The organism is Dinghuibacter silviterrae (assembly GCF_004366355.1).
GTDB lineage: Bacteria > Bacteroidota > Bacteroidia > Chitinophagales > Chitinophagaceae > Dinghuibacter > Dinghuibacter silviterrae.
In genome coordinates, this window is the sequence record NZ_SODV01000001.1 from 535,028 (window position 1) to 548,265 (window position 13,238).

The following is a 13,238-nucleotide window of genomic DNA, read 5'->3' on the forward strand; positions in this document are numbered from 1 at the left end:
GTTCCGCTTCGCCCTCACCAGATTTTAACGTTTTTGATTAGGTTTGTGGCATGAGTGAGACCCTTGAAGAACGCTGGGCGGAACTGGAAGCCCAACTCGTGGAACGTTTTGGAAAAAAACCCGACCTGAACGCCATCCTCATGCTGATCGGCATCCAGGAATCTGGTCAGCATAAACAGGAATATACAAAGGAGGAAAAACAAGACCTGATGCATGTGGCCGTTTGTCACCTCCTTTCCGGCAGCGGGTACTACACACTGGAGCGGTTGGACGAGGACGGCTGGCCTCATTATGCACAATTAAAACCCCTCCCTGCTCTTTCCCTCCGGGATCAGGAAAATTTTATAAAAGACCACGTCCTTTTGTATTTTGACCAACTATGAGATCGCTTTTCCTCTGTCTTTTGTTCATTCCCGTCGCTCTTTTTGCCCGCCCCAAGCGGGTAAAGATTACGACCACCGCCGGTGTCATCGTCGTCGAATTATACGACCAGACCCCCAAACACCGTGACAACTTCCTGAAGCTTGTCCGGAAACACGTATACGATAGTGCGCTTTTTCACCGTGTCATCCCCCATTTTATGATACAGGGTGGGGATCCCACCAGCAAACACGCCGCTCCCGGGACACTGCTCGGTAATGGGGACGTCGGCTATACGATCCCTGCCGAGTTCGATACCGCCTTTTTCCATGTCCGGGGAACGCTCGCCGCCGCCAGGGACGACAATCCCGCCAAGGCCAGCAGCGGCTGCCAGTTCTATATTGTGCAGGGGAAAAAATATACCGATGCGGAACTCGATGCCCTGGAAAAAGGCCGCATGCATGGTCAGCAAATCCCCTGGTCTCACCGGCAGGTATACAAGACCGAAGGCGGCACCCCCTGGCTCGACAGGAACTATACCGTCTTTGGAAGGGTCGTTTCCGGCATGGACGTCGTCGACAATATCGCTTCTGTAAAAACGGACGGAAACAACCGCCCCGTCAGCGATGTACGCATTCTGAAGATGCGCGTCATCAGAAAATTTTTATTTTTCTGATTGCGCCAAAATAGCCACCTTAGCGTTTCCTAAAAGCATTACATGCAATTCCCTGAAAATCTCCGCTACACAAAGGACCATGAATGGATTCGCCTGGAAGGCAACATTGCGACCATCGGCATCACCGAATTCGCCCAAAGCGAACTGGGAGACATCGTATACGTGGAGATCGAGACCAAGGGTGAAGCCCTGGGCGCCGAAGCCATTTTCGGCACCGTCGAGGCTGTAAAAACCGTCAGCGACCTCTTCCTGCCCGTGGCCGGAACCATCACCGAAGTCAATCCTGCCCTCGAAGCCCAACCGGAGCTTGTCAACAACGACCCGTACGGCGACGGCTGGATGATTAAGATGACCGTGAACAATCCGGCGGACGTCGATGGCCTTTTGAGCGCAGACGCCTACAAGAACCTGGTTGGTTAATTTATGCTTTTTCGACTTCTGAAGCGTAGCTACTGGCCCGCCATCGTTTGGCTCGCCATCATTTTTATTTTGCTGGTGCTGCCCTCCAGGGACGTCCAGGCGCCCCATGCCTGGTCTGCCTTTTTAGGCCGTATTCACGCCGATAAGATCGTCCATTTCACTTTGTTCGGCGTTCTCGTAGGACTCTGGACCATCCCTTATGCCAGCCGGCACAGCCCGGCGGCCAATACCCGCTTTTTCTTGACGATCTGTATTTCGGCCTGTGCATTCGGCGCCTTTATGGAATGGGTACAGCTCCGTTTTACCGATCGCGACTACGAAAACGGGGACATCGTGGCCGATTCCCTTGGGGCGATCACCGGGATGATCATCAGTATGCTCTGGGTGCGTCGTCAGCGGCGGGTGGGGAAGTTATAAGCGGCTTTGCGCGCGCAGCGCGGTGGGTGGGGGGCAAAAGAAAAGCCCCTGTGGAAACAGGGGCCGCTTCACCAAAACTAACTGCTTATGAGAAAATTGACTGCTTGCTTGTTTAATATCTAGATCCAAATCTGAAGCCAAAGTTTAAAAATCCAATGTTAAGAAAAGCCTAATCTCATTTATCTTTCAACGCTTCAGATCTAAATAGCTAAATCCTTTATGCAAAGGTAATACGTTTTCAATCCGGAGGTGTAAAAGTTTTGTTATAGAATACCTTCCGGACAGCTAATTTAACAATGAGCCAAACCAAAAGAGCTTTCTCTCTTAAGATACGCAATATTTTCCACAAATGAAAGCACAAAAAAAGCCCCATGATACAGGGCTTTTTTTAATTATATGATTATTAAGCTATTATGAGTTTGCCATCTTTTCGGCATTTTCGGCAAACTGCAGCGCATCAATAAATTCCTGGATGTCTCCGTTCATAACATCGTCCAGGTTATACACCGTCAGGTTGATCCGGTGATCGGTCACCCTTCCCTGCGGATAGTTGTAGGTGCGGATCTTCGCACTCCGGTCCCCGGTACTGACCAGGCTTTTCCGGTGCCGGGCGATCTCTTCTTCCTGTTTGCGGACCTGTTCTTCATAGAGCTTTGTGCGCATCATCTGCATGGCCTTTTCCCGGTTGCCCAGCTGGGTCCTTTCCGTCTGGCACATGACCACGGTGCCCGTGGGCACGTGGGTAAGGATCACTTTCGTTTCGACCTTATTGACGTTCTGGCCGCCTGCACCCCCGCTTCGCGCGGTTTCCATCTTCACATCGCTGTCCTTTAGTTCGAAGTCCACTTCTTCCGCTTCGGGCATGACGGCCACCGTCGCCGCCGAGGTATGCACCCGGCCGCTCGCCTCCGTGGCAGGAACCCGTTGTACACGATGCACCCCGCTCTCAAATTTTAAGGTACCATACACGTCATCCCCGGTAACCTCGACGTTCACTTCTTTGTACCCCCCTACCGTACCCTCGGTCTCGCTCAATATGGCGGTCTGGTAACCCCTGCCTTCGCAATACCGGAGGTACATCCGGAGGAGTTCTCCGGCAAACAGGGAGGCTTCATCCCCACCGGTGCCCGCCCGGATTTCCAGGACTGCGTTCTTTTCGTCCTGGGGATCCTTGGGGATCAGCATCTGCCGGATCTGGGCTTCCAGCTTTGTTTTGTTTTCTTCCAGGCCCTCCGTTTCTTCCTTCGCCAGTTCCCGCAACTCTTCATCATCCCCATAAAGGGCTTCCCGGTTAAATTCGATGTCCGCTAAGGTCCGCTTGTAGGCCTCGTACGCCTGGACAATCTTCTCCAGGCTACGATATTCCTTGCTCAGCTTGCTAAAACGGGCGTTGTTGCTGACCACTTCCGGATTCGTCAGCGCCACCCCGGTATCCTCGAACCTGGCCTTGATGGCTTCCAATTTATCTAACATACCTTTACCCTCGTTTTTCCGCGTACGGCACTTTTGCGCCGTCCGGGGTGCAAAAATAATTAATTGCGATGGGATACTGGAAAATACAAGCCGACGGACTTTTCGACGGGGAACAAATACAAACCGGTCTCGTCCTGGTCGGCACGGGCGACGGCGAAATCACCGCCCTCGTCCCATTGGAGGAGGCGGGAGAAGACGTACAACGCCTGCCGGGTATTCTCAGCCCCGGTTTTGTCAACACCCATTGTCACCTGGAGCTGTCCCACATGGCCGGGGTCATCCCGGAAGGAACCGGTATGGTGGACTTCCTGCTACAGGTCATGGGACGGCGAGGCGATGGGGCTTTGGACCCATTGGAGGCCGCGCGCCAGGCCGACCGGCGGATGTACGACGAGGGCATCGTTGCCGTAGGCGACATCTCCAACAACATCAGCACCCTCCCCCTCAAAGCCGGCAGTTCCTTGTATTACCACACCTTCGTGGAAGTCATGGGCTTCCTCCCCGCCTCCGCCGACGCCCGCCTGGCCCAGGCCCGGCAAGTATACGACGCCGCCGTCAGGGTCATGGGACCGGGGACGGCCAGCCTGGTGCCGCACGCGCCGTATTCCGTCTCGAAGCCGCTTTTCGAGGCGATCAACCGCACCTGCGCAGGCTCCCGCGCGCCCCTCTCCATCCACAACCAGGAAAGCGAACCCGAAAACGAATTTTACCGGACCGCCACCGGCGACTTCCTCCGGCTCTACGCCGCCCTTGGCCAAAACCTCGACTTCTTCACCCCTTACGGTAAGGACAGCCTGGAAACTTATCTCCCCTGGCTCGACACGCCCTCCAACATCCTGCTGGTTCACAACGTGACCAGCCACGCAGCGGGCGTCCGGCAAGCCCAACACCTGGCGGCATCAAGGCATCAATCGCTTTTCTGGTGTCTTTGCCCCGGCGCCAACCAGTATATCCAGCGTGCAATGCCACCGGTCGACGTACTCCGGCAGGCGGGCTGTACCCTCACCCTGGGCACGGACAGCCTGGCGTCCAACCACCAGTTGAGCATCCTCCACGAGATGCGCCTCCTGCAGGAACATGTTCCCGGCCTGTCCCTGGAAGAGCTGCTCCGGTGGGCCACCGTCAATGGCGCCAGGGCGCTGGGTATCGACCATCTTTACGGCCGCTTTGCCCCGGGGACCCGGCCCGGCGTCCTCCTGCTCGACGCGCTGGAAGGACAGCGGATCACAGCAGGGGCGAAGGTCGTCCGGCTCCGGTCTTAGTAATAGGTGAATCGTATGTCACACTTCGGATGATGGCTACCGTTGTCGTATAGCCGTGTGATCTTTAGACTGGTATCCAGATCACAGGCGAAATGATAACCAGCCTGTCCGTCCGGAAAGCCGGCGTTGCCGGGTGACACGATATTTAAAACGGTCACACCCCTGTTAGACAGCCAGTTTGGGTAACAGCCGCCAGCCATTTCATAAAGGAGGAGCCTCACAGCTGCATTGGGAATATAGTACGCCGGGTTGGCACCGATGGATAATTCCATGTCCTTCCTATAATCCGGGGTCAAAATAACGAGGAGATTTCCGTTGTTCTTCGATACCAGTGTATCGCCTGTTTTTGAAGCCCCGGCGATCAGAATGCTGTCTCCCGAATAACGATAGTAAACCCATGGGCCGCCGGGGAACGTCGTGTCTTTGATGATCCTGTTCTGTGCGTCATACGACAACCTGTGTATCACCGGGCCTTTTTTCTGCGGGTTATTCAGGGCGTAGGAGACGAGGCTGTCGCTGTTCCCTGCATAAGAGAAGTCGGCGGTCACCGTTTCGTTTCCGATCCGGCAAAAGCGGACCAGCCTGTGCAGGCTGTCATAGGCGAGGGAATCCGTTTGCGTCCGGTTACCAAAAGTACATTGTATGGTGGCCAGATAGCCGCTATTCCGGTCGGCGGGGTTACGGCTCCGGGTATTGCATGCAAGGACGAGAGAGACGGACAAGAGGGTAATGAGCGGGGTTCGTGGGCTAAGCATCGAGGGTAATTTGATGAGGGAAAAATAGTGTTTCTTTGCCAGATGCGAGCCATCATCCTAAAAGGTTTCGGAGGAATCGACCAGATGTCTTACACCGAACTCCCCCTCCCTGCCCTGTCGGAAGGAGAAGTCCTCGTGGAAGTACGCGCCATCAGCATCAATCCCGTGGATGTAAAAACCAGGGCCGGCAAAGGAATGGCCGGTCGTCTGAAGACAGAAGACCCCATTATCCTCGGGTGGGATATTTCCGGAACGGTGCGGGAATCAACCTCCGGCAAGTTCAAAACAGGTGACGAGGTCTTCGGGATGATCCGTTTCCCAGGGCATGGAAAGGCCTACGCCGGTTTTGTCACCGCCCCGGCCGATCACCTCGCGCTAAAACCCGCGGGCATCAGCCACAACGAAGCCGCCGCCGCGAGCCTCGCCGCACTAACCGCCTGGCATGCGTTCGTCCACCAGACCCGGATCACGCCCGGCCAAAGGGTCCTGGTACACGCGGCCGCCGGAGGCGTCGGACATTTTGCCGTTCAAATGGCCAAATACCTGGGGGCTTATGTGATCGGAACCGCCTCCGCCGCCAACCGCGACTTTGTGCTGGGGCTGGGCGCGGATGAACACGTCGATTACAAAAGCGGTCGTCTTGAAGACGCGGTAAATGATGTGGACCTGGTCCTGGATACCATCGGCGGGGACAATATCGACAAATCGCTTCCCGTCATCAAAAACGGCGGAACCATCATTAGTATTCCTTCCGGTCTGAATGAACACGTCGCCGAAAAGGCGAAAGCAAAGGGTGTCCATGGGTTTTCCTTCCTGGTTCAATCCAACGGGGAAGACATGCAACAGGTTGCGAGGCTGTTGGAAAGCGGGGCGGTAAAATCCTTCGTATCGCAAGTTTTCCCCTTTGTAGAAATGGGCGCCGCACACCTTCAGATCGAAAGCGGCCGCACCCGGGGGAAGATCGCGATCGAGATCTAGCGCACGCGGCGCGTGGCGAACCCGCGGCCCGCGCGGCACCACTATCCTAAAATATCCTGCAACACCGGAAGTGACCTCAACTTCCCGAAGTCGGGCACGTGGAGGGCGTAAAAGGTTTGGTAGCCTTCGAGCAAGCTGCGACGCAATTCGCGGTTGAGGCGGATGGCCCTCAGGTCATCCACGGTCTCCGCATCCATCAGCAGCGACGTCGCTTCCGCGAGGTATCCGTCCAGGACATGCAGATGACCCGGCTGCTCGGCCTCGTACACGCCTTCCTGAAGATTCAGGACAGGGGTGGCGGCGGAATATTGCCCGCCGATGCGGAACCCGAGGTGGGCCGCCAGGGCCAGGGTGAAGTGCAGCGCATAATTGGCCGCCGTCCCGTCATCCGCGGCATCCAGGCGCAACAGGGAAGACTCGACAAAAGCGTAGAGGTCGGGGTTGGACTCGGGTTGCTTGAGACATTTTTGCAATAGCTCCATCATATAGATGACGAGGGTATTTTTGACAACCCCGGCGTATACTTCCCGGTAGACGTATCCCCATTTAAACTCCTTGATGCGGTGCAGGTTCTTTTGGTCTTGATGATACACCACCATGTCGAGGATAGCAGCCGGCTGGAACATACCCGCGCGCGTACCCCCTTTTTTTTCCGTCCTTACACCACTCACGATATATGACTGGATGCCGAACAATTCGGTATACATCGAGACGATCAGGCTCGTATCGCCGTACTTGACGGCCCTCAATACTATACCCCTCGTCGAATGGATCATCGGATAATTGCAATTTTAGCGGCGACGCGTTCCTGGTCTTGCCTGGAAGCGATAAGGACAAGGTAAACCCCCGTAGCCACCCTTTGTCCATTGTGATCGTTCCCGTTCCAAACCGCCTGCCCGCCCAACGCCACGGTTTGGTACACCAGCCGGCCGCTCAGTTCGGCGATCTTGACAACGGCGCCGTCCGGTACACCGCGGATGGCGATGGTCCCCGTATATCCGGGGGGGACGGGATTGGGGAAAACCAGCAGGCTCCCCTGGGTCTGGCTGGCGTCCGTGGCACTTCCGCGGAAGGAACACATCCCTGCGGGCGTGCTGAAAAAAACCTCCCCCGTTTTCCCGTCTATGCCGATGGCATTGACCGTATCGTTAAACAACGGGCTGTTGGCTGTATTGTACGTCGCAATGACCTGTTCTCCGTCTTCGGAAATAAGCCAGGCCCCCGAGGGCGTACCCACCCATTTCCGGTCGGCCCCATCCACGGCCATACACAAGACCTCTTGTCCCTGGAAAAGGTAGCCCGCAAAGGCATCCTGCTGGACCACGGGCAGGGTCACGTCACACCCGCCGGAAAAGATCGAGGCTCCGCACTCCACCACGCCTATGCCGTTGTTGGTCCCGATCCATACCAGGCCTTGTTTGTCCGTGATGATGCTGTTCACGGTAGCATCGGGCAGGTTCCCCTGACCGCTGCCGGTGAGGTAGGGCTTCCACTGCTGGGTGGCCGGGTTGAAACAAAGCGCCCCGTTACCGGGCGGCGCCTTTATCCAAAGATACCCGTAGTCGTCGGCGATGACTTGTCCCAACTGGTTACCGGGTATGACCACCGGCAGGTTGAAGGAGGCGGCCGACCCATCGGGACGGTATTCGGTCAGGGGTTGGAGCGCACCGCCATTCACTACCCAAAGGTTGCCCTGGAGGTCGAAGGTCAGCCCCGTAACCGGTGCGCCTCCTGCGCGCAGAGCGTTCCCCGACACGCGGATAAGCCCGCCCGTCGAAGCGCCCGCAAAAACGGTGTCTCCCCTTGGATCCACGGCAATGGTTCCTACATTCCGCACGCCTGTGAGCAGGGGTTGGGTGATACTGTTATAGTCCGTCCAAATGTTATCGGCAAAATGATAAAACCCACTTGTATCGGAGGAGGTTCCTCCACCCGCCACCCAAAGCCCGCTCCCGGCATCCACCATTTGTCCGTCGAGCGGCCCGTCCGGTGAGTTTGGCACGAGGGGGACAAGGGTCGTACCGTTCCATTCCTGGAGCCCCCGTTGGGCATCGGCGATCCAAAGCCCGGCGTCGCCTTGCAAAACGGCCCTTGGATCGACCAGCAAACCCGGCACCGTCAACGTCTTTGTTACCCCGCCCGCGTCGCTCCACCAAAGGATACGGCCGGTCGTGCCCGTGGGATCCTGTTCGCTGATCACCAGGCTGTCCCCTGCCACCTGGATACCGCTGATGTTCCAGCCATCGTTATACCCGGTACTCCAGGAACCCCCGATGGAAACGAAAAGAGAATCTCCCCGGAGGACATAGACCTTCCCGTTACCGCTGACCACCGCCTGGCAGGACAGCACGTCCATGTTTGCATCCCCGGTGGGCTGTTGCCAGTTGTTAAAGTCCTCCAGGTTGGGCGTCGTCCGGAGGGCTTTCCGGAGACCCGAACCCGTGGCGGCATACCAATACAACGAATCCGACGCCACGCCAAAAACCGGTACCTGGCTACCCCCCGGGCCAATGACATAAGTGGCCTGGACCTGCGCCTCGTCTATCCCTACCACCACGATCCCCAAACCGGTGGACAGGTAGGCATTGTCTCCGGCTACAAAGACACCATGAATCGTCTTGTCCCCTGAAACGGGTGATATTTCCAGGTCGGGTACCTCCGTGATGGACGCACCGGAAAGGATATCCACGTCACTGTTGTTATATCCGATGACAAGGACGCCCTGACCCGACCCTATCGCGCTGATCCCTATGCTGTGCAGGCCGTTGATGGTCGAATAACGCGTGATCGCGTTATCCTCCCCCGACACATTAAAGACCGAGGAAGGGGTGGCCACAAAAAAATCGTTCGGGCTGCCCGCTATGGCCCGGGCGTGGTGATAGGACAGGTGCTCCCTCCACGCCCCTATGGGGGGCAACTGGGCAAGACCGAAAACCGGCAGGAAGACCAGGCACAAAAAAGCAGCACGCATCCGTCAAAAATAGGCCAATCACCCGGTTTAAAAATTTTGCCTTAGCTTGCGGCCCATGTGGACCTACCTGGCAAAATGGGTACTGAAATTCCGGCTACCCTTGTTGATACTGACCGGCCTTATCACGGTATTGATGGGATACTTCGCCAGCCGCCTTCAGTTGAGCTATGAATTTTCAAAGTCCATCCCCACCGATCACCCCAAGTACCAGGAATACCAGGAATTCCGAAAGGAATTCGGGGACGACGGAGAGCTGCTCGTGGTGGGGCTGCAAACCGACCATTTTTATACCCTTCCCGTTTTTAAGGCCTACACCGCGCTCCAGCAACGGCTGAAACACATCAAGGGGGTGGAATCCATCCTCAGCGTACCCGGTGCCGTCAACCTTGTCAAGGATACGGTGACATCCACCCTCAAGGTACAAACCCTTTTCCCCGCCGGTCTGAACGACCAGGCCACCCTTGACAGCGCCCACAGGGCCTTTGAAAAACTGCCCATATACAAAGGATTGCTCTATAACCCGGACACGCACGCCTACCTGATGGCCGTGAGCCTGAACAAAAAGCTCGTCAATTCCCCCGCCCGGACCCCGCTGATCAACGCCATCCTGGATACCCTGCACGGCTTTGAGCAAAGCACCCAACTCCCGCTTTCCGTCAGTGGGCTGCCGCTTATCCGCACCCTCATGAGCAACCGGGTCCAGCACGAAATGCAATGGTTCCTCCTGGGATCGATCCTGCTCATGGCCGTCATCCTGCTGCTCTTTTTCCGGTCCTTAAGCGCAATGGGCATCTCCCTCGTCGTGGCCATCATGGGTGTCCTTTGGAGCATGGGTACCACCGAGCTCATGGGGTACAAGATCACCCTGCTTACGGCGCTGATGCCCCCGCTGATCGTCGTGATCGGCGTCCCCAATTGTATTTACTTCCTCAACAAGTACCATTCAGAGTACCTTAAGGGTGTCGGCAAACAGCAGGCGCTCGTGGCCATGATCAGCCGTATGGGTATCGTCACGTTTATGTGCAACCTGTCCGCGGCCATCGGCTTTGCTGTCTTCGCCCTGACCAAAAGCCCGGTGCTGAAGGAATTTGGTGTCGTGGCCGGGATCAACATCATGGCCTTGTTCGTGGTCTCTTTTTGTATCCTTCCCCCGTTGTTGAGCTACCTGCCCGAGCCAAAGCCAAAGCACACCCGCTACATCGAAAACGCCACCCTCCAGTCCTTCCTGGAAAGGATCGAGCGTTGGGTATTTCTCCACCGGAAAGCTGTCTTTACCGGAACAGCGCTTATCCTGGTGGTGGCTGTCGCAGGTCTTTTCCGTCTGAAGTCGGTGGGGTATATCGTTGACGACCTCCCCAAAGACGACAAGATCTACACGGACCTTAAATTTTTCGAGAAGAATTTTCACGGCGTCATGCCGCTGGAGATCGTCGTGGATACCAAAAAGCGGAATGGCCTTTCAGGCATGAAGGCGCTCCGGGTGTATGCGCGAATCGACTCGCTTTCCCAGACGATCGCCTCTTTCCCGGAGACCGGCCGTCCGTTGTCCGTGGTGGAAGCGTTGAAATTCGTCAAGCAGGCATTTTATGACGGGGACAGCGCTTACTACGCCCTTCCCAACGAATTCGACGGTGCTTTCCTTGCCGATTATCTTTCCCCCAAAAGCACGGCAGCCGCCGGCGGTGGCACCCTTGGCCGTTTGCTCCACTCCTTTATCGACACTGCCAGGGAGCGTACGCGTCTCAGCGTGAACATGGCCGACGTAGGGACGGAAAGACTCCCCGTGCTCCTGGATACCTTTCAAAAGCGCGCGACCCAACTGTTCGACACCGCACATTATCACGTCACCTTCACCGGGTCGAGCGTCACGTTTCAGGTCGGCAGCAGCTTTATCATCAATGGACTCAAAGAAAGTATCGCCTGGGCATTCCTGTTGATCGCGCTTTGTATGCTGTACCTGTTCCGGTCCATCCGCATCCTTTTGTGTTCCCTGATCCCCAACATCATTCCCCTTGTCATTACCGCAGGGATCATGGGCTGGGCCGGGGTTGCTTTAAAGCCCAGCACCGTTCTGATATTCAGTGTGGCGCTCGGGATTGCCATCGACGTCACCATCCGGTTCCTGGTCAACTATAAACAGGAATTGCCTACGCACAACGGGGACGTGGAGGAAACGGTCCGCCAGACCATCCGGCACACCGGGATCAGCATCATCTATACTTCTCTTGTGCTTATTGCCGGTTTCGTCATCTTCTGTTTTAGCAACTTCGGTGGGACAAAGTCGTTGGGTTGGCTGACCTCTCTCACGCTGCTGGTCGCCATGGTGACCAACCTTGTTCTCCTGCCTGTGCTCCTGGTCGTCACACAGCCGAAACGCCGGGGTTAAGGGGCCGCCGCCCGAAGGGCGAACGTCCATATCGTCAGGTATACGAACGCATAAGCTATTGGCGTTCAGACCAAATATGGTTCTATAATTTTATTTGTTCCGCTGTCTTTTTCTGATTACTTTTACACCGCCGTTAACAACCAAATAACATTTCCGGTATCATACCCGTTTGGGTCCCCGGAAATCAGTAGCCAAATATCCTCGTCTTAAAACCCGCAATCATTCCGCTGACAGAAGAACCTGACGGTTTGTCGTTACAAAAGGCAACCGGGCGATATAATATCTTTTGCAGGCGTCAAGCCTGGCGCTAACCTGTGTATAAACACCGAAAAAAAGGGGCCGCATGTGCGGCCCCTACCTTTTTTATTATTGAAGCACTTGTTGAAGTTTTGCTTCCAGGTCATCGCCTTTGAGACTCGTAGCAATGATCTTCCCTTGCGGATCCAGCAGTATATTATAAGGTATGGCGTTGAACTGGAAGGTTTCCACCGCCTTGCTTTGCCAAAAACCCAGGTCGGATATCTGGGTCCAGCTCAGGTTGTCGTCGTGGATCGCCTTTAGCCATGCTTCCTTCTTTTGGTCCAGGGAAACCCCCACGATCGCAAAGTTCTTATTCCTGAAACGGGCATACGCCTTGACCACGTTCGGGTTTTCCATGCGGCATGGTTCGCACCAGCTGGCCCAGAAATCGACGAGCACGTATTTTCCCCTCAGGCTGCGGATGTCAAAGGCTTTGCCGCTGGTGTCCGGAAGCGTAAGATCCGGCGCGATGGACCCCACCCGGGGAACATCCAGGATCTTTGCCACCGACTCGGCCGTGGCGGCCACTGCTGTGCTTTGAGGAAAACGCGTTTTCAGCTCCTGGGTCAGGGCGTTCAGGGTGTCGACCGCATAGTCCGGCGTGGCGACTCCGTATTGAGCAGCCTCGTCCTCATTGGCCCCGATCCCATAAAAATTCAGGGCGAAGGAGGCCACTACCGGATTCGGATCCACCCGGACCGCAGCCGCGAGATAGGTATAAAAATCCTTGACCTCCTGTTCGGCCCTTATCCTGGCCGCGGCGGTATCTGCAGGCGCCGCGGCGCTCGCGGAGTCCTGAGCCGGCATCGATGCCATACGGTCCCGTTGAATATTATCCAGGATCACGTGCAATGAATCGAAAAGGGTATGGAACCGCTGCGAAGCTGGAGAGCCCGATACCTTATAGTTGTCGTCCTTGGTCGCATCCATCGACAGATCCACCGAACCGTTGTCGTTGATCACCCCCATCCACGGACCGTTGTTCGGATCACCCAGCATGACCCGGAACAGCGCTTCTTCCTTCGGGCCGTGCAGGACGAACTTCCCGTCCTTTACGGTGGCCGAGTCCATGATCAGGATCGGCTTATTGTCAAAACTGATAGAGGTCAGGTAGACTTTCTTCAAGGGAATGCCCTTGATGTCACCCCTGATGACAAATTCTTTTCCTTTCTGGGTACAGGCTGTAGCGGCCACAAGCCCCAAAAGGGCCAGGCTGCGTACGATCGGTGCTTGACGCATG

12 protein-coding genes are annotated in these 13,238 nt (G+C 56.1%); 7 read left to right on the forward strand and 5 right to left on the reverse strand.

What is annotated here, in order from left to right:
* The first annotated feature begins 50 nt into the window (after window positions 1-50).
* Genes EDB95_RS02330 through EDB95_RS02345 form a run of 4 tightly spaced genes read left to right on the forward strand, consistent with a single transcriptional unit; the run spans window position 51 to window position 1,873 of the window.
* On the forward strand, window positions 51-383 hold the full coding sequence (locus tag EDB95_RS02330; RefSeq protein ID WP_133990183.1) for a hypothetical protein: 333 nt from the start codon (window positions 51-53) through the stop codon (window positions 381-383).
* Entirely contained in the window at window positions 380-1,036 is a 657-nt protein-coding gene (locus tag EDB95_RS02335) for a peptidylprolyl isomerase (protein ID WP_133990185.1), read from the forward strand. The genes EDB95_RS02330 and EDB95_RS02335 overlap by 4 nt, the downstream gene beginning before the upstream one ends.
* Before the next feature lie 42 nt (window positions 1,037-1,078).
* A complete protein-coding gene (gene gcvH / locus EDB95_RS02340) occupies window positions 1,079-1,456 on the forward strand; it encodes a glycine cleavage system protein GcvH (RefSeq protein ID WP_133990187.1) in 378 nt (125 codons plus the stop codon).
* A 3-nt stretch (window positions 1,457-1,459) separates the two neighbouring features.
* Window positions 1,460-1,873 (forward strand): VanZ family protein, encoded by a 414-nt coding sequence (locus EDB95_RS02345; RefSeq protein WP_133990189.1) that lies wholly within the window; start codon window positions 1,460-1,462, stop codon window positions 1,871-1,873.
* 411 nt (window positions 1,874-2,284) lie between these two features.
* Here the strand turns inward: EDB95_RS02345 and prfA are convergent, their stop codons facing one another.
* Window positions 2,285-3,346, reverse strand: a complete 1,062-nt coding sequence (prfA, locus tag EDB95_RS02350; protein WP_133990191.1) for a peptide chain release factor 1 — start codon at window positions 3,344-3,346, stop codon at window positions 2,285-2,287.
* Between the two features lie 68 nt (window positions 3,347-3,414).
* Between prfA and EDB95_RS02355 the strand changes: the two genes are divergently transcribed.
* Window positions 3,415-4,608, forward strand: a complete 1,194-nt coding sequence (locus tag EDB95_RS02355) for an amidohydrolase family protein (RefSeq protein WP_133990193.1) — start codon at window positions 3,415-3,417, stop codon at window positions 4,606-4,608.
* On the opposite strand, the gene EDB95_RS02360 is transcribed toward EDB95_RS02355, so the two are convergent.
* A complete protein-coding gene (locus EDB95_RS02360; protein ID WP_133990195.1) occupies window positions 4,605-5,363 on the reverse strand; it encodes a hypothetical protein in 759 nt (252 codons plus the stop codon). The two genes, EDB95_RS02355 and EDB95_RS02360, sit on opposite strands and share 4 nt — an antisense overlap.
* A gap of 42 nt (window positions 5,364-5,405) precedes the next feature.
* On the opposite strand from EDB95_RS02360, the gene EDB95_RS02365 reads away from it, so the two are divergent.
* On the forward strand, window positions 5,406-6,341 hold the full coding sequence (locus EDB95_RS02365; protein ID WP_133990197.1) for an NADP-dependent oxidoreductase: 936 nt from the start codon (window positions 5,406-5,408) through the stop codon (window positions 6,339-6,341).
* A 41-nt stretch (window positions 6,342-6,382) separates the two neighbouring features.
* Here EDB95_RS02365 and recO read toward each other — a convergent pair whose 3' ends face one another.
* Together recO and porZ are read right to left on the reverse strand one after the other, a co-directional pair.
* Complete coding sequence (recO, locus tag EDB95_RS02370) at window positions 6,383-7,117, reverse strand: DNA repair protein RecO (RefSeq protein ID WP_133990199.1); 735 nt, start codon at window positions 7,115-7,117, stop codon at window positions 6,383-6,385.
* Window positions 7,114-9,312, reverse strand: coding sequence for a type IX secretion system anionic LPS delivery protein PorZ (porZ, locus tag EDB95_RS02375; RefSeq protein WP_133990201.1), 2,199 nt, complete (start codon window positions 9,310-9,312; stop codon window positions 7,114-7,116). The genes recO and porZ overlap by 4 nt, the downstream gene beginning before the upstream one ends.
* A gap of 55 nt (window positions 9,313-9,367) precedes the next feature.
* On the opposite strand from porZ, the gene EDB95_RS02380 reads away from it, so the two are divergent.
* Window positions 9,368-11,698, forward strand: a complete 2,331-nt coding sequence (locus tag EDB95_RS02380; protein ID WP_133990203.1) for an efflux RND transporter permease subunit — start codon at window positions 9,368-9,370, stop codon at window positions 11,696-11,698.
* A 366-nt stretch (window positions 11,699-12,064) separates the two neighbouring features.
* On the opposite strand, the gene EDB95_RS02385 is transcribed toward EDB95_RS02380, so the two are convergent.
* A complete protein-coding gene (locus EDB95_RS02385; protein ID WP_162852460.1) occupies window positions 12,065-13,237 on the reverse strand; it encodes a TlpA disulfide reductase family protein in 1,173 nt (390 codons plus the stop codon).
* Window position 13,238 lies beyond the last annotated feature (1 nt).

Bases quoted from the DNA above. Each gene is read 5' to 3' on its own strand.
- EDB95_RS02330 (WP_133990183.1), top strand. From the start codon at position 51: ATGAGTGAGACCCTTGAAGAACGCTGGGCGGAACTGGAAGCCCAACTC.
- EDB95_RS02335 (WP_133990185.1), top strand. From the start codon at position 380: ATGAGATCGCTTTTCCTCTGTCTTTTGTTCATTCCCGTCGCTCTTTTT.
- gcvH (WP_133990187.1), top strand. From the start codon at position 1,079: ATGCAATTCCCTGAAAATCTCCGCTACACAAAGGACCATGAATGGATT.
- EDB95_RS02345 (WP_133990189.1), top strand. From the start codon at position 1,460: ATGCTTTTTCGACTTCTGAAGCGTAGCTACTGGCCCGCCATCGTTTGG.
- prfA (WP_133990191.1), bottom strand. From the start codon at position 3,346: ATGTTAGATAAATTGGAAGCCATCAAGGCCAGGTTCGAGGATACCGGG.
- EDB95_RS02355 (WP_133990193.1), top strand. From the start codon at position 3,415: ATGGGATACTGGAAAATACAAGCCGACGGACTTTTCGACGGGGAACAA.
- EDB95_RS02360 (WP_133990195.1), bottom strand. From the start codon at position 5,363: ATGCTTAGCCCACGAACCCCGCTCATTACCCTCTTGTCCGTCTCTCTC.
- EDB95_RS02365 (WP_133990197.1), top strand. From the start codon at position 5,406: ATGCGAGCCATCATCCTAAAAGGTTTCGGAGGAATCGACCAGATGTCT.
- recO (WP_133990199.1), bottom strand. From the start codon at position 7,117: ATGATCCATTCGACGAGGGGTATAGTATTGAGGGCCGTCAAGTACGGC.
- porZ (WP_133990201.1), bottom strand. From the start codon at position 9,312: ATGCGTGCTGCTTTTTTGTGCCTGGTCTTCCTGCCGGTTTTCGGTCTT.
- EDB95_RS02380 (WP_133990203.1), top strand. From the start codon at position 9,368: ATGTGGACCTACCTGGCAAAATGGGTACTGAAATTCCGGCTACCCTTG.
- EDB95_RS02385 (WP_162852460.1), bottom strand. From the start codon at position 13,237: ATGCGTCAAGCACCGATCGTACGCAGCCTGGCCCTTTTGGGGCTTGTG.